Source organism: Halotolerantifilum yawarlongkerapense (assembly GCF_054506745.1).
Map to the genome: position 1 here is coordinate 2018604 of NZ_CP199719.1, position 23549 is coordinate 2042152.

Here is a 23549-nt window from a genome sequence, read left to right on the forward strand (position 1 = left end):
GGGGTAGATTTTTAAGGAGGTGATACAAGTGAAAATATTAGCATTGATCGAAAAAGACTTTGAAGATCTTGAGCACTCCTATCCTGTGATCCGCCTGAGAGAGGCGGGCTACGAAGTGGTGGTAGCGGGACCGGAGGCAGGGGTCACGTACCACGGTAAGCATGGTGTTCCAGACACCAGTGACATCGCATTTTCCGATGTGGACCCGAAAGCATACGCCGGCATCTTGATTCCAGGGGGATGGGCACCGGATAAACTGCGCCGTTATGAAAAGGTGTTGGAGATTGTCCGCTCCATGGAAAGCGACAAGAAACTGATTGCCACCATCTGTCACGCCGGCTGGGTCGTGATTTCAGCAGGTGTCACGGAAGGCAAGACGGTCACGAGCACGGTAGGGATCCGGGATGATATGGTGAACGCCGGAGCCACGTGGAAAGACCAGGCCGTTGTCATCGACGGACACTGGGTCAGCTCGAGAAGCCCAGGGGATCTAGGCCCTTATATGCGGGCGATCCTATCCTTCTTAGAGGATCATAAGTAAATGAAAACCCCCTCTTCCACGGGACATGGAAGAGGGGGTTTTCATGTGTTCGAAAGTGGGAGCCGGATGTCTCGGGTTTCAAAGTGAGAACCTATCGCTTGCACACTTTAAGGTGTCATTTCTTCCGATTTTTGGTTTGAAAGTTCGAGTCATTTGGAACCTGTCGCATTCATGCGTGCAGAGCGGTCAGGTGTGTTGTATAATGGGGATGATGGAAAGAATGAGGTGACATATGATAGAAACGATATTGACCAATATTTTCAAAGGAATCCTGTACAGTCTGATCTTCGGCTTGTTCGGAGGGGTACTAGGCAAGCTGATCCTGGGCTGGACCTTCATAAAGGGTGTCTACATCTTGATCTTGGCTCTGGGCACATTGAGTCTGTGTATCGCGATTGTCTTCATGGTGGGAACACCGAAGATGCGTTACGAATTTTTCACCAAGCGTCGGTACAAGCCGGATCCCAACGATCCGGATACCATCGACGTGCGCGGAGGCCTCGGTAAGGGAGCCGTGGCACCAGGGATCATCGGTGTTGTGATGATCATCCTGGGCTTCGCCATCGAAGCTTTTTTCCACCAGGTACTGTAGAAAAGGAGTGACTCGCATGACCTTCAAACACCTGACGTACAAACGTGACGAGGCCGTGGTGACCATCACCTTCGTCGCGGAGAAAGGGCTGAACGCCTTCCACGGCGCCCTGCTCTCCGAGCTAGATCGGGCAGTGGATCGCCTGAGGGAGGAGCAGGGACTTCGTCTCGTCCTCTTCAAAGGAAGCGGGAAAGCTTTCATCGCCGGCGCCGACATTTCGGAGATGGCCGACCTCAATGCAGAGGAGGGGCGCGTCTTCGGGGAGATCGGACAGGGCATTTTCGAGAAGATCGAAACGCTGGCCGTTCCCACGATCGCTGTCATCGACGGATTTACCCTCGGTGGCGGTAACGAGATGGCGATGGCCTGCGACATGCGCGTGGCGAGCACGCGGGCGAAGTTCGGACAACCTGAAGTTTCTCTCGGGATCACCCCCGGCTTTGGCGGAAGCTTTCGACTCCCCCGACTCGTGGGCGTGGCCAAGGCCAAGGAACTGCTCTTCACCGGTCGTATGATTGATGCGGAAGAAGCCCTCGCCATCGGCCTCGTCAACCAAGTGGTTGCACCGGAAGAACTCGATGAAGCTGTGAACAAGATCGCCAAGGCCATCTTGAGAAACGCCCCCCTTGCCGTAGCGTACACCAAGCGGGCGGTAGATGCTGCCCTCGGCAGCACAACAGCGGAGGGTAACAGTATCGAGGCGGCTTATTTCGGCCTTTGTTTCGCCACTGCAGATCAGAAAGCGGGTATGAAGGCATTCTTGGCAAAAGAAAAAGCGAATTTCCAGGGAAAATAGGGAGGTACATATGAAAAAAATTGCAGTGATCGGTGCGGGCACCATGGGTGCAGGGATCGTACAGGTAGCTTTGCAGAGCGGATACAATGTGGTCATGCGAGACTTAGAAGAAGCGGCACTCGAAAGAGGGCGCGGCACAATCGAGAAGGGTCTCGATCGATTGGTCAAGAAAGAGAAAATCTCAGCAGCGGATAAAGAGGAGGCCATGGGACGCCTCGTGACGGCCACGGCTATTCAGTCCATTGCGGATTGCGATATCATTATCGAGGCGGCTGTGGAAAACATGAAGATCAAGAAAGTGATCTTTGCGGAGCTCGATAAGGTGGTGAAGGAGGGGGCCATCCTGGCGACCAACACTTCCTCCCTATCAATCACGGAGATTGCGGCCGCAACGGGTCGACCGGATCGTGTCATCGGCATGCACTTTTTCAATCCCGTTCCCGTCATGAAGCTCGTGGAGCTCATCCGGGGCATCGCCACCTCCGACGAGACCTATGCCGCCATGGCTGAGCTGGCCGGTGCCCTGGGCAAGAAGGCCGTCGAAGTGGAAGAAGCACCGGGCTTTGTGGTCAACAGGATCTTGATCCCCATGATCAATGAGGCCATTGGCATCTTGGCAGAAGGTGTGGCTTCGGCAGAGGACATCGATGAAGCGATGAAACTCGGCGCCAACCATCCCATCGGCCCCCTCGCCCTGGCGGATCTCATCGGCAACGATGTGAACCTGGCCATTATGGAGACGCTTTACGAAGAGTTCGGCGATTCCAAGTACCGTCCGCATCCGCTGCTCAAAAAGATGGTGCGCGGTAACCTGCTGGGACGCAAGACCAAGCAGGGTTTCTACGATTACCGTTAGATTGTTGTAACGGAACTGTAACCTGTCGGGTGGGTCATCCTGTGATAAAATGTGGAGATGAACCTAGAAAAGGAGCGAGTTATGCGATATTACGCCAAAATATTCCTTTTCGCTTTCCTCTGTTTTTCCGTGATGATCGGCTCGGGCCTCTACGCCTTCAACCGATACTACGATCCCATGGCCGTGGCCGATGCCGGCGATGAGACGCTCTTCTCAGAAGAGCCAGCGGAACCGCAGGTGGAAATCGAACCAGAGGATCCCTACGAAAACTTAAGCGAGCTCGAGCGACTGGTTGCCGAATCCAAGCGCATCAACATCCTGCTCTTCGGGACGGATGGTGGACGAGCGGATACCATCATGCTCGTGAGCTACGATCCCGAGAACAAACTGGCAGATGTGGTCAGCGTCCCGCGCGACACCTACCACAAGGTACCGGGCTTCGACCTATCGGGCCAGTATAAGATCAACGCGGTCTACGGATTTCGCGGGGACGGCGGTAGCGAGGGAATGAAAAAATACCTCTCGGCCTTTCTCGGGGTACCGATCGATTACACAGTGCGCGTGAGCTACAATGGCGTGGGCGCCATCGTAGATACCCTCGGGGGCATTGAGGTCAACGTCCCCTTTGCCATGAACTACGACGATACGGCCGCGGATCCCCCGCTCCACATCCACCTTGAACCGGGGAGACAGGTGCTCAACGGTGAAAAGGCCATGGGCTACCTCCGTTGGCGCAAGAACAACGGGGAAGCGGGACAGGGCGATCTACCGAGGATCGAACGCCAGCAGGAATTCGTCAAACTGGTGGCGAAAAAGGCCCTGAGCTTCAAACTGCCGACCGTGATCAAGACGGGGCTCAACTACGTTCGAACGGATCTGCCGCTCGACCAAGCCCTGTACTTAGGAACGAAGGTCGTGGGATTTAGCTTCGACAATCTCGATATGCATCGCCTGCCCGGCGAAGCCGGTAAGGGTGGATACTACTTCCACGATCCTGCCGAAACGGAAGAGCTCCTGGAGGAGATCTACCGGCGGGGACCAGCGGAAGACGAAGAAGAATAATCTTGGCCCGACGGTGACGTCGGGCTTTTCTTAAAGAAGGAGATGGAAGAATGTTGAAAAGACATGCCCTTGCCGCTACCGTTGGTGTGGTGGGTGGCCTCGCGAGCCTTCTTTTTACCTTCCTCTTGTCGGAGGGGATCTGGATGAGCGAGTATCTCGTCGGGATCAATTTTCACTGGCTCCCTTTGATCGCCGGCGGACTCTTGCTTCTGCTGGCTTTTGGTCCCCTTGCCTCCGCCTCCGAGGGTTTCGGCGTTGCACCTGTGAGGCGGGAGATCGACCAGATCAACCGGTATCTGCTGAGACCACGCGAAACACTGCTCAAGTCGATCGGAACCCTGATCACCCTGATCGGCGGATTCTCTGTAGGACTCCTCGGCCCGATCGTCTACCTAGGTGGCTTCTTGGGCTCTACGGTGGCCTATCGTAGGGAGCGGACGGATCAAGAACGTCGGATCCTGATCGCAGCAGGCGTTGCCGCTCTGGTCACGGGTGTCTTCAATGATGTGCTCTTCGGTCTGATCTTCACTTTCGAGGTGCTCCTCAAGGGAATGGACAATGAGGAGAAACCACCGATTCTTCTCTCGGCCCTGACCTCTGGTGCCGTGGTGCGCTGGATCATTGGAGAGGAAAAGCGTATCCTCCTGGGAAACGCCTTCGTCAAAGGGATGGACCTGCCACCACTTTTGCTGATTACCCTGGCGGTTCTCGCGGGTTTAATCGCAGCGGCTTACATCTGGACGCGGGATTGCTGGGGGCAGTTTTTCGCCGAAAAGAAGGTGGGAAGCGGGTGGCGGATCACCTGGGTCTCTTTGGTCACTGCGGTATCGGTGGCATTTTTCCCCGGCATTCTGGAGTACCATGGGGACACACTACAGCAAGTGGTTGCCGGTCATGCGGAGCTTACCTTCCTTCTGACCCTCCTGGCGCTCCGGTTCTTTCTCACCACCCTGTCCCTTGGTGCAGGCCTCTACGGTGGGGGTTTTTCACCGGCGATCACCATGGGCGCCACCCTGGGTGCGATCGTGGCGCTTCTCTTCGGATTCGCCGGTCACACGAGCGCGGCCGTGCTCGGTATGGTCGCTATGTTCGCAGGTTTCGCCCATGCACCGCTGACGGCGACAATCCTCGCCTACACGCTCACCGGTGCACCGATCCTGATCCTACCGGCGCTCTTTGTATCGCTCTTGAGCTACCTGGTCGTCGAGCGACTTCTGAAGCGCGATTTTTTCCACGAAAAAAGCAGAGGGTGATTACCCTCTGCTGAGATAGCGTTCGCCAACGCGGTAGATATCGCCGGCCCCCATGGTGATGACCAGATCACCGGGCTCGGCATGCGCCTCGAGATATGCGATCATTTCATCGAAGTCGCCCATGTAATGGGCGTCTTTTCTTTCTTTTCGGATGGCCTCCGCGAGATCCTTCGCGTGGACGGTGCCAGGATCCACTTCACGCGCCGCATAGATGTCGGAAACCAGGACGATATCGCTGGCGGTAAAGGCCGATGCAAAATCCATGAAGAGTTCCTGGGTACGCGTGTACGTATGCGGCTGGAACAGTGTGATCAATCGCTTGTGGGGTAGCTGACGGAAGGCATCGAGGGTCACCTTGATTTCCGTCGGGTGGTGTGCGTAGTCGTCGTAGACGATCACACCCTCGCGCTCGCCCTTCTTCTGGAAGCGACGGTCCGTGCCGGTAAAAAGCGACAGGGCCTTGGTGATCTTTTCTGCGTCCAAGCCGAGGAGATGACAGGCGGCAAAGGCAGCCAGGGCGTTGTAGATATTGTGACGACCGGGGACATTGAGTTCAAGCGTGGCGATAGGCTCCCCTTCGTGGAAGATGTCCGCGCGGCTCTGTCCCTTTTCATTGAAGGTGATATTCTGGGCCTGATAATCGCTGTCCTGTGTGATCCCGAAAGTAACCACCTGTTCCTTCACGTGTGGCAGCACGCGACAAGTGTTGTAATCGTCGCGATTGATCAGCAGGTGACCGTGCTTTTTGATCTTGCCCGAAAAAGAAACGAAGGCCTCCACAATGTGATCCAGGTTACGGTAGTAATCGAGGTGGTCCTCATCGATGTTCAGGATGATCCCGAGGGCCGGCTCGAAGTAAAGAAAATTCTCCTTGTACTCGCAGGCTTCGGTGATGAAAAAGTCATCGTTGCCGATCTTGATGTTCCCCCCGATGCTCGCGAGGGTCCCGCCCACGAGGAGCGTAGGATCCACATCCGTCAGGGTATCGAGAATCGTGGCGATCATCCCCGTGGTTGTCGTCTTGCCGTGGGCGCCGCTGACGGCGATGCTCTTCTTGTAGTCGCGCATGAGAAGACCCAGAACCTCGGCCCGCTTGGCCATGGGGATACCGGCTGCCACCGCAGCCTTGTACTCCGGGTTGTTCTCGGCGATGGCCGATGTGTAGACGATCAGGTCGGCACCCGTGGTATTCTCCCCGCCGTGGTGGGCCCACACGGTGGCACCTAGCTTTTCTAAACGTTCGGTGGTGGGTGTCACCTTTAGGTCCGATCCCGTGACCTCATGACCCCGGTGCAGTAAAATCTCGGCAATAGCGCTCATGCTCACGCCTCCGATGCCGATGAGATGTATATGTTTGTGTTTTTTTAATTCCATCATCTTGGCTCCCGTCCTCTCGGTTCAATTAGCAGTTCGATTATATCATAGGGATGCAAGGGATGAAAAAGGAAATTTTCCTTGAAACCCAGGCGAAATACGAATAAAATGATTCGTGAGAAGACGAACATTCGTAAGGGGGAGAAGAAGTGAATAAATTCAAACGTAACGAACGGATCGCCGCCATGGTGGCAATCTTAAGAGGGAACCCCAATCAGGTATTCACCCTGACAACTTTTACCGAGCGATTCAACGCTGCCAAGTCCACGATCAGCGAGGATCTGGTGATTGTGAAGGAGACGCTGGATAAGTTGGGGCTCGGCCATGTGGAGACCATCGCAGGCGCCGCAGGTGGCGTGAGGTTCCAGCCACGGGTACCTGTGGAAGCGAGAGAGCAGGTGCTCGAGAGCATCGTGACATCATTGAAAGAGCCACGGCGGGTGATCCCCGGGGGATTTTTGTACTTGGCCGATCTAATCTACCATCCCGTGTACGCCAGAGCTATCGGGGAAATCATCGCCGGAGCCCATGCCGAACGCACGATCGATTATGTGCTCACTGTGGAAACCAAAGGGATTCCCATCGGTGTCATGACGGCCCAGGCGCTCAACGTGCCCCTGGTCGTCGCCCGCCACACCAACAAGGTGACAGAGGGATCCACGATCAGCATCAATTACGTATCCGGGTCCTCCGGTGCCATCCAGACCATGTATATCTCCAAGAACGCCATCAAGACGGCGGCTAGCGTTCTGATCGTCGATGATTTTATGCGCGCCGGGGGTACAGTGAAAGGTCTCGAGGATCTTTGCCACGAGATCGGCGCCAATGTAGCCGGTGTGGCTGTCATGATGGAACGTGCGAATCACGAGAAGAAGCTGGTATCCGATTACCTTTCTTTGATCATTCTGGAGGGCATCGATGCCGACAAGACGATCCACGCGCGGGTCAATGAAAAAATTCTGAAAAATTCTCCGAAATAATGCAGGAATTTTTGTGATCATATAGAATATAGAATAATGATACGCAAAAATCATCGGAGAAAGGTAGGGGTTGGAGACAATGAATGTAACAGACGTCAAAATTCGCAAACTAAGCAACGAGGGGAAGATGAAGGCCGTTGTATCGGTGACCTTTGATGACGCTTTCGTGATCCACGATATCAAGATCATCGAGGGGCAGAGCGGCCTTTTCATCGCCATGCCGTCCAGACGGGTCGGTCATCAAGATTACCGCGACATCGCGCATCCGATCAATGCAGAGGCCAGGAACAAAATCACTTCCGTGATTTTCGAGGCCTATCATGCGGCGCTCAGACCCTCGCACACCGAAGATCCCTTCTTAGCATAGCGATACCCAGGCTATGCTTTTTTTCTGCCTCACATCCGTTTTCCTTTCGGGGGATAAACGTGGTATAATGCATGTGTGAAAATTAAAGGAGACGATCTATGAAAGCCTTACAAACTATGATTCTAGCAGCTGGCAAGGGTACACGCATGCGTTCGGAGATTCCCAAGGTCCTCCATGAGATCTGCGGTGTCACCCTGCTCGATAACGTTCTCGACACCATCGCTCCCCTGACGAGCACAACACCCATCGTGGTCATCGGCCACGGACGGGAGGCGGTTGTGGCCTCTGTTGGCGACCGGGCGGTGGATTTTGCCGTGCAGGAAAAGATGCTTGGAACGGGACATGCCGTGATGATGGGCAGGACTTTCATTGATCCCGAGGCCGATGTGATGATCCTGAACGGTGATGTACCCCTTCTTACGGAAGAAACGCTCCGGGCCTTCTGGGCCCACCACTGTGAGGAGAAGGCCGCGGGGACAGTGATGACCATGCGTCTTTCGGAACCCAAGGGATACGGACGGATCGTGAAAGACGAAACAGGGCATTTTTCCGAGATTATCGAGGAAAAGGACGCCGATGCACAGATCCGCAGGATCGATGAGGTGAACGGCGGTATCTATCTCTTTCGAGGGGCCGATCTGCTCGAAGCACTCGATGGCCTGACCAATGACAACGCACAGGGAGAGTACTACCTCACGGATGTACTGGGGATCCTTCGCTCGAAGGAGCGCGTGATCACCACCTATGCCGTGGACCCTGAAGAGCTGATCGGTGTGAACTCACGCCTGCAGCTGGCCCAAGCAGAGGAGATTCTCCAGAAGCGGATCCTCGAGTCCCTGATGATCTCTGGTGTCACGATCCGCAGGCCCCATACCCTTTATGTTGAAAAACACGTGAAGGTGGGCCGCGATACTGTGATCTGGCCGGGGACCGTCCTGCGCGGAAAGACGGTGATCGGTGAAGGGTGCGAGATTGGACCGGATGCCGACATCACCGATTGTGAGATAGCCGGAAATGTGTGCGTCAAGTCCTCGACACTGATCGAGAGCAGCGTGGACAGCGGCACGAAAGTGGGACCCTACGCTTACATGCGACCGAACTCACGCGTGGGTAAGGACGCCAAGGTAGGGGATTTTGTCGAGCTGAAAAACGCCACGATAGGGGACGGGACGAAGATCAGCCACCTGACCTACGTAGGTGATGGCGATGTGGGCGACCGGGTGAACATCGGTTGCGGTGTCGTCTTTGTGAACTACGATGGAAAAAACAAGCATCGCACGACGGTGGAAGATGATGCTTTCATCGGATGCAATGTGAACCTCGTCTCTCCGGTGACCGTGGGTGCGGGTGGTTATGTGGCCGCCGGGTCCACGATCACGGAGGATGTCGCGCCCGGAGCCCTCGCCATCGCTCGCTCGCGACAGGAGGAGAAACGGGACTGGGTGGCGAAAAAGGGACTTTTGAAAAAGTAGAGGGAGGACATCATGCATACCAAGGGAAAGAAAATCAAGATTTTTTCAGGCAACTCCAACAACTCGCTGGCCAAGAAGATCTGTAGCGAGCTCGGTGTACCGCTGGGCGATGCCGAGGTGAAAACCTTCAGCGATGGCGAGATCACAGTCAACATCAACGAGACCGTTCGCGGTGTCGATGTCTATATCATCCAGTCCACCAGTGTGCCTACGGTCAACCATTACCTGATGGAAATGCTGATCATGATCGACGCCATGAAGCGTGCTTCTGCCGGTCGGATCACAGCGGTGATGCCCTACTACGGCTACGCCCGACAGGACCGTAAGGCGAAGGCCCGCGATCCGATCAGTGCCAAACTAGTGGCCGATCTGATCACCGCAGCAGGCGCGGACCGCGTGCTGACCATGGACCTACACGCGTCTCAGATCCAGGGATACTTTAACATCCCGGTGGACCACCTCGTCGGTGTTCCGATCTTGGCGGAGTACTTCCACGACAAGGGAATCGAGGACATCGTCGTCGTTTCGCCGGACCTCGGTAGCGTGACACGTACCCGGGACTTCTCATATCGCGTGGATGCCCCCATCGCGATCATTGACAAGCGTCGGCCCAAGGCCAATGTGTCCGAAGTGATGAACGTCATCGGAGAGATCAAGGGCAAGAATGTGATCCTGATCGACGACATGATCGATACGGCCGGCACCATCACCAACGGGGCCAAGGCGCTGATAGAAATGGGCGCCAAGGATATCTACGCCTGTTGCACGCACGGCGTTTTCAGTGGGCCGGCCCTGGAGCGGATCGAGAACTCCGTGATCAAGGAGCTCGTGACACTCGACACGATCTACTGGGATCCAGAAGTGCTCCCGGAGAACATCACGCAGCTATCGGTGGCACCCTTGTTCGCCGAATCGATCCGAAGGATTTTCAACAACGACTCGGTCAGCAAGCTTTTCGATTAAACCGTTACGCGCACGCGGGGCCTGGGAGCATTCTCAGGCCCCTTCGGCGCGATAAGGAGGAACTATGTTTATCATCGTGGGCCTGGGAAATCCGGGCAAAAAATACGACGGCACCCGTCACAACATCGGTTTCGAGGTAGTGGATTACCTTGCCAAGCTTCACGGGATCGAACTCAAAAAACTCAAGTTCAAAGGTCTCTACGGTGAGGGACGCATCGCGGGAGAGAAAGTGATCCTTTTAAAACCGCAGACCTATATGAACCTCAGCGGGGAGTGCGTACGCGACTTTGTCTCCTACTTTGATCTTCCCCTCGAGAACCTAGTGGTGGTCTACGATGACGTGGATACACCGGTGGGGAGCCTCCGCATTCGAAAGAAGGGTAGCGCGGGTTCCCACAATGGCATGAAAAGTATCATCTACCAGCTGAAGGCCGATGACTTTCCGAGAATGCGCATCGGCATCGGTGCACCTACCTATGATATCGCGGCTTATGTACTCGGACGCTTCGCGAGCGACGAGTGGGCCGAGGTAGAAGATGCAGCGAAACGCGCGACGGAAGCCGTGCCCGTCCTGATCGAGGATGGCGTCGATCTGGCCATGAACCGTTTCAACGGATAAAGAGATGGTAGTGTCTAAAGATCTATGAAAACCATAGGTCGGCTCGAGGCCTCCCGACAGCTATGGGAAAAGGCAACGGACGAGAAATTTGAGCACAAGAAGTAGCGGTAGTGCGCTACCGCTGGTAGTAGCTATCAACTTCGACAGGGTCAAGCTACCCTTTGGAGCTCCAGGATTTTTTCTTGCGAAAGGTGGAGTAATTTCACCCATTTGTTGGGCATGTCTTTCTGCTTTTCAATCTCTGTAATCGGAACGGGCACCTTGTTCCCCAGGCTTCTGTGGGTTCTGAGAAAGTTGAAGTGAACGGCAAACAGGTTCACATGGCTAACGGATCCGTGATAAGCATGGTAGCCATTGGTCAATCGATAAGAAGCCCGAAAGGTTCTGTTCAAACGTTCGATGATTTGCTTGAGCGGTCTGTACTCCGTTGAAATCGGATCATCATTTGTGAGCCCATAGACCGTGACCAGATCGAACTCAAACTTATCTTCCGGCGTCCCACCGTTCTTTTCGGGCTCTGCGTAGAAGTATTGAGCCAGCTTGTAGATGGGATTTCCATCGGTGATGAAAGTAGGCTTACCATCATAGGGAGATAGCTTTTCTCTCACGTAGGCAAGTGCCTTCATGGCACAAGTAGACGTTCGTCTTTCTGAGACATAATACGAGAGCAGTATCTTCTTGACGGTGTCGATGAAATAAAAGATGTAGGCATGCTTACCCCTGATCTTGATATAGGTTTCATCGCCTGCATAGGAACCGGACAAGTCATAGTCGTAGGTATCCAAAAAGGGTTTTACGATGTAGCCTGCAGCCTCGCAGTAGTTGAGGACAGTTTGGGCAGAAACCTTGTAACAATGGACCTCGCGCATGATTTGCGAGACTTTCCTAGCAGTAAGGCCATAGTTGATCCGGTAGCTCAAAATGAGTCCAAGGATATAGTGTGGTGCGTGAATGCGCGAGAGATCAACCTTCGGAAGATCAATCGATTCACGTGAGAGTTCCTTAAAGTTGCCGTTGAAAACACGGTGGATATACCGAACCTTGAAAAGCGTGGGATAGCATTCGAAACGATCGCGGTCTGCATCCGACATGGCCGCAAGATTGTTGAGATAAAAAGAGCACTGATCATTTCTGCATTTGTACACATTGAAGTTGTCACGCTCCTTAATTCTATCTAGCGGTTTAGCGCAGTGGGGACATCTTAGGGTGAAAGGCTTTCGATCACGGTCGGTCATGATGTTGAAGTTGTGATGACAGACTTTACATCGGTATTGATTTCCCTTGTTTCCGTTGTTCCGGTAAAGATATTTATGAGGCGCCTTGCAGTACGGGCATTTCACGTGACTCGGGACCTTCGCACCACCTCGACGCTGAACAGGACGGATTTTCTTTCCTGTAGCGAGGAAATAGTCGTTGATCCGCTTGTGGTAGCTCGTGTAATCGATCTTTTCAATAAGCGGAGGTTGATCGATTTGGAACTGCTGGTACCTAAGGCTCAATGGACCTTCAGGTTTAGCATTCTTGTAATTGATCGCAAAGTTGAGAATCATGAGGATCTCAATGACTGAAGACTGCGCACAAAGCATAAAAAGTAGCGTGGTCACCAAATTCGTATTCAAGAGGCCAACTCCTTTCGGGTGCTTGGTAGTCGGATATTAATCACCTACACATTTTGGGGAGTATTGAAACCTAAAATGGGGAGGGAAGCCTCTTGAATTATAGATTGCAGCAATTCCAGTGCTTATGCATTGGTTTATACAGTATTCGTTTGACACTAAGAAAGAGATAAGGGAGGGATCGGGATGTTCTTCGGTGAAGCCACTGAGTACAAACAACTGAAAGAAGCCGTGGGGACGCGCGATGAATCGATCTTCGTACATGGACTTACCGACGAAGCACTCGCCCACGTGATCGAGGGGTTGGCAGGCGATGTGACGCGAGACGTGGCCATCATCACGTCCACCGAGTCAGAAGCCAAAGAACTCAGGGGTGCTCTCCACCATGCGGGCGTCCCTGTGCTCTACCTACCCAAGAAAGAGATCGTCTTTTTCAAAGCGATCGCCCATTCACACCACCAGGAGATCGAACGGCTGAAGGCGATCGACGGTCTGATCGCTCCCGGACGGAAAATGCTCGTGCTCTCCATCGAGTCGCTGGCAACCAAGATGCTGCCCGCTGCCCTTTACGGTGAGATGCGCATGACCCTCACCCTGGCGGATCAATATGATCTCGATGAGCTGAGGGAGCAACTGCTGCTGATGGGCTACCGAGAAACCGATCTCGTTGCCTTTTCCGGAGAATTTGCCATCCGCGGTGGTATTGTGGACCTTTACTCACCGACGGCCGATTCGGGCTACCGCATCGAGTTTTTCGGTGACGAAGTAGATGGGATCCGACGCTTTGATGTGGACAGTCAGATTTCCACAGAGAGCGTCGGTGCGATTACGATCACTCCGGGCCGAGAGGTCCTCCTCCCGCCCGCGGAAGCGGAAGGCTTTCTAGAACGGCTCGAGGCTGCGAAAAAAGAGGTCAGCGCTGTGGAACGGCTCGAGGAGAAACTCGAAGCCGTGCGCGCCGATGTGGCATCGGGTCTAATCGAGGAGGAGCTGGATACCTACCTGCCCCTATTTGAACACCTGACCACATCACCCCTCACCTACCTGGCCGACCCGCTACTGGTCCTGAAGGATTACAACCGTCAGATGGAGAAGCTGACGGCCATTCTCCGGGACTTTGAGCACCGTTTCACCGATTATTTGGAACGCGGGGAAGTGTTGCCGGCCCAGTTCGGTCTCTATGAAGATGAGCTGGCCGTTTACGAGCGTATCGGGTCTTACCAACGACTTTTCGTTGACCGGATCCTCAAGGATGTGAGCGGCCACCGTTTCGATCGGGTGATTGGTTTCAAGACCCAAGAGGCACCCCTTTACTTCGGTAAGATGGAGGCCCTCGCCGCAGATCTGGCCCATTATAAGAAGCGCGGTTACCGCGTGATCCTTTGTCTCGATTCCGAGGAAAAAATGCAGCGTCTATCCGCGATGCTCCTGACCGATTACGATCTTTCCACCCGCGTGGACGCGGGTTCAGGTCTCTCTGTATCGCCCGGCGAGATTGTGCTCTACCGAGAGGACCAACCCCGCGGTTATCTGATGAACACGGTCAAGCTACTCGTGCTCACCGACCGGGAACTTTTCGGCCAACACAAGGAAAAAAGACCGACAAAAACCAAGAAGGCCGGTTACATCCGCCATTATTCGGAGCTCGAGGTCGGAGACCTCGTGGTCCACGAACACCAGGGGATCGGTCGCTACGTCGGTGTGACGCAGCTCACCGTGGACAAGACCCAGCGGGACTATGTGAAGATCGAGTACAGGGATGAGGGATACCTCTATATTCCCGTGGAGAACCTGGACCTCATCCAGAAGTACATCGGTGAAGAAAGCGGCCGTGTCAAGTTGAACAAACTGGGCGGGCGCGAGTGGCAGAAGGCCAAGGCCAAGGTCAGGAAGGCCATCGAGGATATGACCGATGAGCTCTTGACCCTTTATGCTGAGCGCGAAAAAAAGTCAGGATTCGCCTATACCGCCGATGGTCCCTGGCAAGGGCAGTTTGAAGATCTCTTCCCTTACGAAGAGACCCCGGACCAGCTCAAGTGTCTGGGTGAGATCAAAAGCGATATGGAAAAGGCCCGGCCGATGGACCGTCTGCTCTGCGGGGACGTGGGGTACGGTAAAACGGAGGTGGCGATCCGCGCCATCTTCAAAGCCGTGCTCGATTCCAAGCAGGTGGCCTTTTTGGTCCCGACGACCATCCTGGCCCAACAGCACTACATGACCCTCCAGGAACGGTTCTCGAGTTTTCCCGCCAGGGTGGAGGTGCTCAGCCGCTTCAAGACGCCGTCCGAGCAAAAGAAGGTGCTCGACGATGTGCGAAAAGGTCTGGTCGACGTAGTGGTGGGCACCCACCGGCTCTTATCGAAAGACGTGAAGTTTAAAGATCTCGGCCTGCTCGTCGTAGACGAAGAGCAGCGCTTCGGGGTCCGCGACAAAGAGCGGATCAAACAGATGCGCACGGATGTCGACGTCTTGACCCTGACGGCGACACCCATCCCGCGTACCCTGCATATGTCGTTGATCGGCATCCGAGATATGAGCTTGATCGAGGATCCACCGGAAGATCGTTACCCGATCCAGACCTACGTCATCGCCTACGATGAAGTCCTCCTGCGCGAAGCCATCGAACGGGAGATCGATCGGGGTGGTCAGGTGTTCTTCGTCCACAACCGGGTGAGCGATATCGACCGGGTGACGGCCAAGATCCAGGCCCTGGTACCTGATGCCAAGGTGCGCTACGCCCACGGGCAGATGAACGAGCACAAGCTCGAGCACGTGATGATGGCCTTCCTGGAGAAATCCTTTGACGTTCTCGTCTGCACCACGATCATCGAGACGGGTCTCGATATCTCGAATGTGAACACCATTATCATCGACGAGGGACACCGCTTCGGACTCAGCCAGCTCTACCAGCTCCGCGGCCGCGTGGGTCGATCGAACCGTATGGCCTACGCCTACATCACCTACCCGCGCGAGCACCTCCTGACAGAAGTGGCGGAGAAACGCCTCGGTGCCATCAAGGAGTTCACCGAACTCGGCAGCGGCTTCAAGATCGCCATGCGTGATCTTGAGATCCGCGGTGCCGGTAACCTGCTCGGCCAAGAGCAGAGCGGGCACATGACCGCCATCGGCTACGATCTCTATGTTAAAATGCTAGAAGAGGCCGTGGCCGAGATCAAGGGGGAGAAAGTGCAGCGCCGGCTGGAGACCAAGGTGGATTTACCACTGGACGCCTACTTGCCGGACACCTACACGACAAACGAGAGCATTAAACTCGAGATGTACAAGCGCATCGCCGCGATTGAAACGGATCGAGACGCCGATGAGATGCTGGCGGAACTGATCGATCGCTTCGGCGATCCACCCGATGCCGTGGTCAACTTGGTGAGTATCGCTCACCTCAAGGCGCTTTTCAACCGGATCAGCGCCGAACGGGTGACGGTAAAGGGACGCGATCTCGTGATCGCCTTCCATGCGGAGCCCGATCTGCACCCGGCGATCATCGCCGGTGCGATGGCGCGCTACGGTGAACGATTCCGCTTCACCGCTGTGGGCCAAGCCCAGATGAAATACCAGCTCAAGCGTTATCCACCGAAAGACCCATCGGAGATCCTGACCTTCACAAAGACGATCTTGGCCTTTGGAGAAGAAGTAGACCGCGAGAATAACCTTTCAGAATAAAGAGGAGTGTGACGAATGAAACGTTTTTTACAGACCCTGATGCTCGCTACGCTGGTGTTCGTACTGGCGGCCTGTAGTACCTCAGAAGCCCCGACATCGGGCGAACAACCCGAAGGTAGCGAAGAGGGAACGGCTATCGTCCGCGTGGATGGTAAGGCCATCACCAAGGAGCGATTCGAAAAGAACTTTGCGCTGATCGAGAACAGCTACAACGAGCTCTACGGTGAAGAAGTGTGGGAGGAAGACATAGACGGTGTGCCTCTCGATGAATCGGTGAAACGTCGCCTGATCGAAACGATGATCGAAGAACGATTGGCCCTCACCCACATGGAAGAGCACAACTTTGAAGTTTCGGAAGAAGAGCTGCAGGAGCGATACGAAGCCTTCCAAGAGAATACCGAGGAAGACCAAGAGCTGGCCAGCTTCTATGAAAAGGCCGGTATCGATGAAAGCTTCATCAAGAATGAGATTGCCAATCAGCTGACCATGGTCCATTTTGATGAGCACTTGAAAGAGAAGATCCGTAACGACGAGGCGGTGCTCGAGGAGTATTTCGAGGACTATGTGGTCCAGGTGCGTGCCCGCCACATTCTCGTGGAAACAGAGGAAGCGGCAACGGAGGCCTACGATCGTCTGGTCGCAGGAGAAGACTTCTCGGATCTGGCCATGGAAGTGTCGATGGATCCGGGTTCGAAATCGAACGGCGGCGACCTCGGTTACTTCCCGCGCGGCATGATGGTGTCTGAGTTCGAAGAGGCCGCCTTCGGCATGGAGATCGGCGAAATGAGCAAGCCCATCGCGTCAAAATTCGGCTATCACATCATCCGGGTCGAGGACAAACAGACGGTGAACAACGTGATCGACGGGGGTGCTGAGGAAGACGAGATCAACGCCTACAAGGAGCACCTTGTGTCCGTGATCTACAAGGAAGAGCGGGAGAGACTGTTCGATGAGATGTATGCATCTGCAGAGATCGATCGTGATGAAGAGATGATCAATGAACTCATCAAAACACAAGTGGAAGCGACTGAAGAAGAAACCGAAGAATAGGACGGGTGGACATGTCTCATAAAAAACAGAACTTCCTCAAGGGAGCCGTGCTCCTGGGAGCCGCCGGGATCCTGATCAAGATCTTGGGTGCCATCTTCAAGATTCCCCTGGGGAACTTCATAGGAGATCGGGGCATGAGCTACTATGTCAGCGCCTATCCCATCTACAACTGGTTGCTCGTCATCTCTACGGCGGGCGTACCGACGGCTATCGCCAAGATCATCTCGGAAAAGCGGGCCATCGGTGATGAAAAGGGGATCGACAGGACCTTCAAGGTCACGCTGGCCCTCATGGGGAGCATCGGCCTTGTGGCCAGTGTCGCTCTCTTCTTCGGTTCTTCTTTTATCGTGAACGCGGTGAAGAACCAGCCGGCCATTTACTCTATGCGCGCCATCGCGCCGGCGATTTTCTTCGTATCGGTAATGAGCGTGTACCGTGGATACTTCCAGGGTCTGCAGCAGATGCGCCCCTATGCCTTGAGCCAGATCGCCGAGCAGATCATGCGCGTGATCTTAGGTCTCAGCCTAGCGCTCTACCTGCTTCCCCGCGGTGTTGAGTTCGCGGCGGCGGGTGCGACCTTTGGCGCCACCGCCGGAGGACTGGCGGGTTTTCTCGCCATCTACCCCATGTACCGGCACGTGAAAAAGGCGGACACCACCCCCCACGTGGGAAACCATAGGGAACTCTCGGTCAAGGAGATCCTGAGAGAGGTGTTGGCCATCGCGATCCCCATCACCATAGGCGCCAGCGTGCTTCCGGCCATGACGCTGATCGACCTGGGGATCGTCATGCGGCGCCTGCATGCCATCGGCATGGGTGCTGTGGCCAGTGACCTCTACGGACAACTGGGCGGCTATGCTGCCACGCTGGTGAACTTACCCCAGGTGGTCACCGCAGCCGTGCAGATCAGCATCGTTCCCGCCGTCGCCTCCCTAGCCGTCACGAAACAGTCGGATGATCTGGAGCGCACGGTGGAGACGGGCCTGCGCATGGCCCTGATCATCGGATTGCCGGCGGCCATGGGTATGGTCACCTTGGCCGAGCCCATCATGCGCCTGCTCTATCCTATGCAGCTCGATCTGGCGGAGAGCACGGGGAACATCCTGCGCATCCTGGGCAACGGTGTGATCTTCCTGTCTCTCTTTCAGGTGACCACGGGGATCCTGCAGGGGCTAGGCCACCAGAAGATGCCGGCCAAGCACCTGTTCATCGGTGCCCTGGTAAAGGTCGCTCTCACCTATGTGCTGGTGGGGATCCCGAGCATCAACATCCTGGGCGCGGCGTTCTCTACGGTGGTGGCTTTTGCCGTGGCGGCTACGCTCAACTACCGCTATGTGATGAAACTATCGGGAGCGACGGTGAACAAGCGCGATGTATTCGTCAAACCCATCCTGGATGTGGCGGTGATGGTCGTCGTGGTACGGCTCGTCTTCTCTGCCATGTTCCGATTCGGGAACAACATGGCGGCTGTGGCTGCCATCGGCGCCGGAATCCTGGCGTATTTCATCATGATCGTGATCACCAACACCCTGACAGACTACGACTACGAACTTCTGCCCGGCGGACAGAAGCTCAAACGCCTATCGGAACCTTTCAAAAGGAGCGGATGATCCTATGTTGACCATAATCGGGCTGGGCCCCGGCGATCCGGATTTCCTCACGCTCAAGGCCTATCGACTCTTGACCTCCGGAGAACAGATTCTTCTCAGGACGCGCAAACATCCGGTGGTGGATTTTCTAGAGGAAGAAGGGGCGGTGTTTGAAACCTATGATACCTTTTACGAGGCGGCAACGGATTTCGATGCCGTCTACGCGGCCATCGCCGAGGACCTCATCGCGCGACTGGCGGACCAGGATGTGATCTACGCTGTTCCGGGGAACCCCTTCGTGGCCGAAAAATCCGTGGCACTGGCCATGGCCATGGCCAAAGAGAGGGACATACCGGTGGAGATTCTCTACGGGGCCAGTTTTATCGATGCCATCGTGACCGCCACCGGTGAGGACCCCGTGGACGGACTGTCGATTCTAGATGCCTTCACCATCGAGGACCGACAGATCATCCCAGAGCACAACCACCTGATCATCCAGGTTTACGACGACCGTATCGCCTCGCGTGTAAAGTTGGCCCTCATGGATTACTATGATGACGATCATCCCGTGATGATCATCCGTGGGGCGGGGATCCGCGGTCAGGAACGTATCGAACGCGTGCCGCTCTATGAACTCGATCGACGCGGTGAGCTGATTGATCACTTGACCTCGCTCTTCGTACCGGCGGCCAAGGAGAAGAAGCGAGAGGGCTTCTTCGATCTGGTGCGCGTCATGCGACGCCTACGCGGTCCCGGTGGTTGTCCCTGGGATATGGAGCAGACCCACGAGTCTCTCGCGCCCTACTTGATCGAGGAGACCTACGAGGTGCTCGATGCCATCGAGAAGCAAGACCCCGATGAGATGGCTGAGGAACTGGGCGATCTGCTTTTGCAGGTCATCTTCCACGCGACCATCGCGGCGGAGGATGGCTTCTTCGATATCCGCGATGTGACGGATGGGATCACAAAGAAACTGATCCACCGCCATCCCCATGTTTTCGACGACCTGAGGGTGTCTGGTTCAGACCAGGTGCTCGAGAACTGGGAAGCCATCAAGAAGAAAGAAAAGGAAGAGAACCATCTCCACGAGGCCATGGCCCGGATCCCGGCGGGGATGCCAGCGCTCATGCGCGCCTACAAGATCCAAAAGAAGGCGGCCGGTGTCGGTTTCGACTGGCCCCTGATCGAGGGGGTTGTCGAGAAGGTACACGAGGAACTAAGGGAGTGTGCCCTGGCGACCAATGAAGCGGAGCGAATGGATGAAGTGGGTGACCTGCTCTTCTCTGTGGTGAACCTGGCCAGGCATTACGGCGTGCGTCCGGAGATTGCCCTCAGGCATGCCACGGATAAGTTCCTCGGCCGATTCACGCAGATGGAGAGGGCCGCCACAGACGCAGGAGAAGACCTCGGGGCACTTTCCATCGAGGAAATGGAAATATTATGGGAAAAGTCGAAGAAATCGCATGATTTAGCCGTTCAAACGGAAAAAAAGGCTTGAAAAATAAGGAATCACTAGGGTAAACTATAGGTAGTATACAGCAGTCTACGGACGAGGAGGTTTTTTCGTGAATAAAGCTGAATTAGTAGCAAGCATGTCAGAAAAGTCAGGATTAACGAAGAAGGATTCTGAGGTGGCACTCAACGCGTTTATCGAAAGCGTAGAAGATGCGCTCATCAAAGAAGACAAAGTACAGCTCGTTGGTTTCGGAACTTTCAGCGTGAAGCCTAGAAAAGCTCGCGAAGGTCGCAATCCTAGAAACCCTGAAGAAACCATCAAAATTCCTGCTTCAAAAGCACCGGTTTTCAAAGCTGGTAAAGCCCTAAAAGAAACGGTGAACAAGTAAGAAAAGCAGCTTAGCTGCTTTTTTCTATATGGAACCGAGGGGGATGTCTATTGCGGATCGATAAATTTTTAAAAAACTCCAGGCTGATCAAGAGACGGACCGTGGCGAAGGAAGCCTGTGAAACCGGACGCGTGTACGTGAACGGTAGCGAGGCGAAACCCGGTACAACGGTAGCGGTGGGTGATGAGATCGAAGTTCGCTTTGCCAGCCGGATCGTACGGGTGAGGGTGAAGGGGCTCAGCGAGCACGTCACCAAGAAGGATGCCGACGACCTCTACGAGATCATCGGAGAAGAGAAAGTCCAGGGTGATCGTCTCTTCGACGGAAGGTAACAGGAGGTGGATGTGAACATGACGAAGAATAAATGGCGATGGATCAGGCGTTACCGAATGACGCTGTTCATTTTACTGGTCATTTTCGTGGTGGGCACCTCCGCTTACATCAACCAGTTGCGCGTCGCTAGGCAACTGGAGGAAGAACAGGCTCGGCAGATCGAAAGCATCAGGACCCTTCACCGCGAGGTGGACCGGCTGCAAACCGAATACGATTCGGTGAACACCGAGGAGCATATTGAGAAAGTCGCTCGGGAAAAACTCAAGATGGTCAAACCCAATGAGATCATCTACATCATCAAGGACCAGGAATAGGTTTAAGGAGGATATCTTTTAGTTATGTCAGATTACTTGGGGAAAATTGTAAAGGGTACGGTCACTGGGATCAAAGATTTCGGGGCGTTCATCAAATTGCCGGATGGGAAAACCGGCCTGTGCCACATCTCAGAAGTTTCCCACGATTACGTGAAGGACATCAAGAACTACATTGAAGAAGGCCAAGAGGTCGACGTCAAGGTCATCAGCATCGATGGGGATAAGATCAGCCTGTCCATGAAGAAAGCCCTGCCGGATGACGAGAAACGACGCATCCAATCAAAAAGGCGCGAGGAGAATTTTGAGGACATGATGTCCGATTTTCTCTCTAACTCCAGCGATAAGCTGAAGCCGTTCAAAAAGCCTCAAAAAGCACGGAAGCGTTTCGATTATAAGAAGTAGACCGGGAGTCTTCCCGGTTTTTTTTAAAGGAGTGAAAACGTGAAGATCGGCAGTGTAGATGTGGGGACCAACTCCGTGCGGTTGCTATTGGCAACGGTGGAAGACGGACATTTCACGAAAAGGCAGAAGACGCTGGAAATGACGCGCATCGGCAAGGGCGTCGATGCCACGGGTATACTCGACCCGTCCCGAGTACAGGCGACCCTCGATGCCATCGCCACTTATCTGAAGCGGCTGGAGGCGACGGAAACCGAGGTCTTCGGTATCATGGCCACCAGCGCCGTCCGCGATGCCGAGAATCGAGAACTTTTTCTCGAGGGCGCGCGGGAGCGTTTTGGCGTGGAAATTGATGTGCTGACCGGTGAGGAGGAGGCCGCCTACGGTTACGCCGGTGTGGTCGGGGGCCTTTTTGCACCCGGGAGGACACTGGTCATCGATATCGGTGGCGGGAGCACGGAACTGATCTTAGGGTCGGGCCCTGAGCCCGAACACACGGTCTCCATCAACGTGGGCGCCGTGCGCATGACGGACCTCTACGGGCGCGACGAACACCTCGACGAGCAGGCGCTCGGCCAACACCTCGACGCAGCCTTTGCCGACATCTTGGACGAGCTATCCGACCAGACCATCGACACGGTCGTGGGAATCGGAGGGACGGCCACCACCATGGGGGCCATCGACCAGGCCATGACGGTCTACGATGCCCAGGTGATTCACGGCTTGAGGCTACCCGCGGAGAGAGTGGGGCGGATCGCGCGCAATCTAGCCGATGCGTCCCTCGCCGAACGGTACGCCCTGCCGGGCCTCGAGAGAAAACGTGCCGATATCATGCCGGCCGGGGGGCTGATCCTCCACTACCTATTGACGAAAGTGGGCGTCTCCGAACTGGTGCTCAGTGATTACGATAACTTGGAAGGGTATATATTGAATCGACTGCTGCCAAAAGGAGAGACTCCGTGATCCGCAGGGTGGAACACCGGGACCTTGCCGACATCCGCGAGATTTCCACGGGAATCTGGGAGGATACGGATTACCTGCCCGCGGTAGCGGCGAAATGGATTGACGACCCTGACTCCGCCTTTATCGGATACGAGCTGGACGGCCACCTGGTAGCCGTCACGCGGAACAACCACCTTGAGCCCGGTTTGGTCTGGCTCGAGGGGATTCGCGTCCACCGCGATTACCGTGGGCGGGGGATCGCCCGCGTTTTGGGAGAGCACCAGCTGGAGATGGCCCTGGCTTCATCGCCCGAGCGGATTGAACTGGCCACCTACATTGATTCCACGGAATCACTGGGCTTGATCGGTTCGATGGGTTTCGGCGTTGTGGCTCGTTTCAAATACCTAGAGCTGGCCATCGATAAGGTGGCAGGGGCCCCTGTCCCTTGGCAAGCTGTGGAATCTGTTGAGCCTGCAAGGGTCGACAGGTGGATCGCCGATCTGCGAAGGGAGAAGGACGGCTACCTGTCTTTCGACTGGACCTTCCGGAGGGCGACGCCCGAACTCTTGGAGCTTTTAATCGATCGTGGTGAAGTTTTCCGGACGGAGGCGGGCATCCATGTGCTCTTGACCACATGTCACGCCAAGGACGGGTCCATCACCCTGAAGATACTCGAGCCCACTGGCCTAGAGCAGACGGTGGAACTTGTGCAAGACGCGCTGCAGATGGCCGCAAACCAGGGGGCCAGATACCTCATCATGATGAACGGGGAAGAGGAAGAGAGCACGGCCGCCCTGCTCGGTGGAAAGATCGCCATCACTTTTGACGATCAGCGGGTGGATACCTTTGTCTTTCGATATGGTAGCGGAGAAAAGTTCTCACTGCGTTAAAAGTCCGTTCACGATTGTA

The 23549-nt window shown here is 55.1% G+C and carries 23 protein-coding genes; 21 read left to right on the forward strand and 2 right to left on the reverse strand.

Annotated features, from left to right (window positions below; genetic code table 11):
- Positions 1-28 precede the first annotated feature (28 nt).
- The 6 genes from ACULM0_RS09915 to ACULM0_RS09940 all read left to right on the forward strand — a co-directional run bounded on the left by ACULM0_RS09915 (position 29) and on the right by ACULM0_RS09940 (position 5100).
- Positions 29-541, forward strand: a complete 513-nt coding sequence (locus tag ACULM0_RS09915; RefSeq protein ID WP_463677391.1) for a type 1 glutamine amidotransferase domain-containing protein — start codon at positions 29-31, stop codon at positions 539-541.
- Between the two features lie 232 nt (positions 542-773).
- Positions 774-1133, forward strand: coding sequence for a hypothetical protein (locus ACULM0_RS09920; protein ID WP_463677392.1), 360 nt, complete (start codon positions 774-776; stop codon positions 1131-1133).
- A gap of 16 nt (positions 1134-1149) precedes the next feature.
- Complete coding sequence (locus tag ACULM0_RS09925; RefSeq protein ID WP_463677393.1) at positions 1150-1929, forward strand: enoyl-CoA hydratase-related protein; 780 nt, start codon at positions 1150-1152, stop codon at positions 1927-1929.
- Positions 1930-1939: 10 nt separating this feature from the next.
- Complete coding sequence (locus ACULM0_RS09930; RefSeq protein ID WP_463677394.1) at positions 1940-2785, forward strand: 3-hydroxybutyryl-CoA dehydrogenase; 846 nt, start codon at positions 1940-1942, stop codon at positions 2783-2785.
- Between the two features lie 81 nt (positions 2786-2866).
- Positions 2867-3847, forward strand: a complete 981-nt coding sequence (locus ACULM0_RS09935) for an LCP family protein (RefSeq protein ID WP_463677395.1) — start codon at positions 2867-2869, stop codon at positions 3845-3847.
- Between the two features lie 50 nt (positions 3848-3897).
- Positions 3898-5100 carry a chloride channel protein gene (locus ACULM0_RS09940; protein ID WP_463677396.1) on the forward strand — a complete coding sequence of 401 codons (1203 nt, stop codon included), beginning with the start codon at positions 3898-3900 and terminating at the stop codon, positions 5098-5100.
- Here ACULM0_RS09940 and murC read toward each other — a convergent pair whose 3' ends face one another.
- Entirely contained in the window at positions 5101-6477 is a 1377-nt protein-coding gene (gene murC, locus ACULM0_RS09945; protein ID WP_463677397.1) for a UDP-N-acetylmuramate--L-alanine ligase, read from the reverse strand.
- A 146-nt stretch (positions 6478-6623) separates the two neighbouring features.
- On the opposite strand from murC, the gene purR reads away from it, so the two are divergent.
- From purR to pth, 5 genes are all read left to right on the forward strand, one after another.
- Positions 6624-7454: a pur operon repressor gene (gene purR / locus ACULM0_RS09950; protein ID WP_463677398.1), complete on the forward strand. Its 831-nt coding sequence runs from the start codon at positions 6624-6626 to the stop codon at positions 7452-7454.
- Between the two features lie 79 nt (positions 7455-7533).
- On the forward strand, positions 7534-7821 hold the full coding sequence (spoVG, locus tag ACULM0_RS09955) for a septation regulator SpoVG (protein WP_463677399.1): 288 nt from the start codon (positions 7534-7536) through the stop codon (positions 7819-7821).
- Positions 7822-7919: 98 nt separating this feature from the next.
- Entirely contained in the window at positions 7920-9293 is a 1374-nt protein-coding gene (gene glmU / locus ACULM0_RS09960) for a bifunctional UDP-N-acetylglucosamine diphosphorylase/glucosamine-1-phosphate N-acetyltransferase GlmU (RefSeq protein ID WP_463677400.1), read from the forward strand.
- A gap of 12 nt (positions 9294-9305) precedes the next feature.
- On the forward strand, positions 9306-10256 hold the full coding sequence (locus tag ACULM0_RS09965) for a ribose-phosphate diphosphokinase (RefSeq protein ID WP_463677401.1): 951 nt from the start codon (positions 9306-9308) through the stop codon (positions 10254-10256).
- A 64-nt stretch (positions 10257-10320) separates the two neighbouring features.
- Positions 10321-10875, forward strand: coding sequence for an aminoacyl-tRNA hydrolase (pth, locus tag ACULM0_RS09970; protein WP_463677402.1), 555 nt, complete (start codon positions 10321-10323; stop codon positions 10873-10875).
- Between the two features lie 149 nt (positions 10876-11024).
- Here pth and ACULM0_RS09975 read toward each other — a convergent pair whose 3' ends face one another.
- On the reverse strand, positions 11025-12494 hold the full coding sequence (locus ACULM0_RS09975) for a DDE-type integrase/transposase/recombinase (protein ID WP_463677403.1): 1470 nt from the start codon (positions 12492-12494) through the stop codon (positions 11025-11027).
- A gap of 183 nt (positions 12495-12677) precedes the next feature.
- Between ACULM0_RS09975 and mfd the strand changes: the two genes are divergently transcribed.
- The 10 genes from mfd (at position 12678) to ACULM0_RS10025 (ending at position 23530) form a co-directional block, all read left to right on the forward strand.
- The gene (gene mfd / locus ACULM0_RS09980; protein WP_463677404.1) at positions 12678-16169 is read left to right on the forward strand and encodes a transcription-repair coupling factor; all 3492 of its coding nucleotides are present in this window, start codon (positions 12678-12680) and stop codon (positions 16167-16169) included.
- Between the two features lie 15 nt (positions 16170-16184).
- Positions 16185-17219, forward strand: a complete 1035-nt coding sequence (locus tag ACULM0_RS09985; RefSeq protein ID WP_463677405.1) for a peptidylprolyl isomerase — start codon at positions 16185-16187, stop codon at positions 17217-17219.
- Between the two features lie 11 nt (positions 17220-17230).
- Complete coding sequence (locus ACULM0_RS09990) at positions 17231-18829, forward strand: putative polysaccharide biosynthesis protein (protein WP_463677406.1); 1599 nt, start codon at positions 17231-17233, stop codon at positions 18827-18829.
- 4 nt (positions 18830-18833) lie between these two features.
- Positions 18834-20306: a bifunctional methyltransferase/pyrophosphohydrolase YabN gene (gene yabN / locus ACULM0_RS09995; protein ID WP_463677407.1), complete on the forward strand. Its 1473-nt coding sequence runs from the start codon at positions 18834-18836 to the stop codon at positions 20304-20306.
- A 67-nt stretch (positions 20307-20373) separates the two neighbouring features.
- Positions 20374-20652 carry an HU family DNA-binding protein gene (locus ACULM0_RS10000; RefSeq protein ID WP_463677408.1) on the forward strand — a complete coding sequence of 93 codons (279 nt, stop codon included), beginning with the start codon at positions 20374-20376 and terminating at the stop codon, positions 20650-20652.
- Positions 20653-20702: 50 nt separating this feature from the next.
- Positions 20703-20984, forward strand: coding sequence for an RNA-binding S4 domain-containing protein (locus tag ACULM0_RS10005; protein ID WP_463677409.1), 282 nt, complete (start codon positions 20703-20705; stop codon positions 20982-20984).
- Positions 20985-21002: 18 nt separating this feature from the next.
- Positions 21003-21299, forward strand: coding sequence for an FtsB family cell division protein (locus ACULM0_RS10010; RefSeq protein WP_463677410.1), 297 nt, complete (start codon positions 21003-21005; stop codon positions 21297-21299).
- Positions 21300-21323: 24 nt separating this feature from the next.
- Positions 21324-21701, forward strand: a complete 378-nt coding sequence (locus ACULM0_RS10015) for a S1 RNA-binding domain-containing protein (RefSeq protein ID WP_463677411.1) — start codon at positions 21324-21326, stop codon at positions 21699-21701.
- 39 nt (positions 21702-21740) lie between these two features.
- Positions 21741-22661, forward strand: coding sequence for a Ppx/GppA phosphatase family protein (locus ACULM0_RS10020; protein ID WP_463677412.1), 921 nt, complete (start codon positions 21741-21743; stop codon positions 22659-22661).
- A complete protein-coding gene (locus ACULM0_RS10025; protein ID WP_463677413.1) occupies positions 22658-23530 on the forward strand; it encodes a GNAT family N-acetyltransferase in 873 nt (290 codons plus the stop codon). Before ACULM0_RS10020 ends, ACULM0_RS10025 begins: the two co-directional genes overlap by 4 nt.
- Positions 23531-23549: the final 19 nt, after the last annotated feature.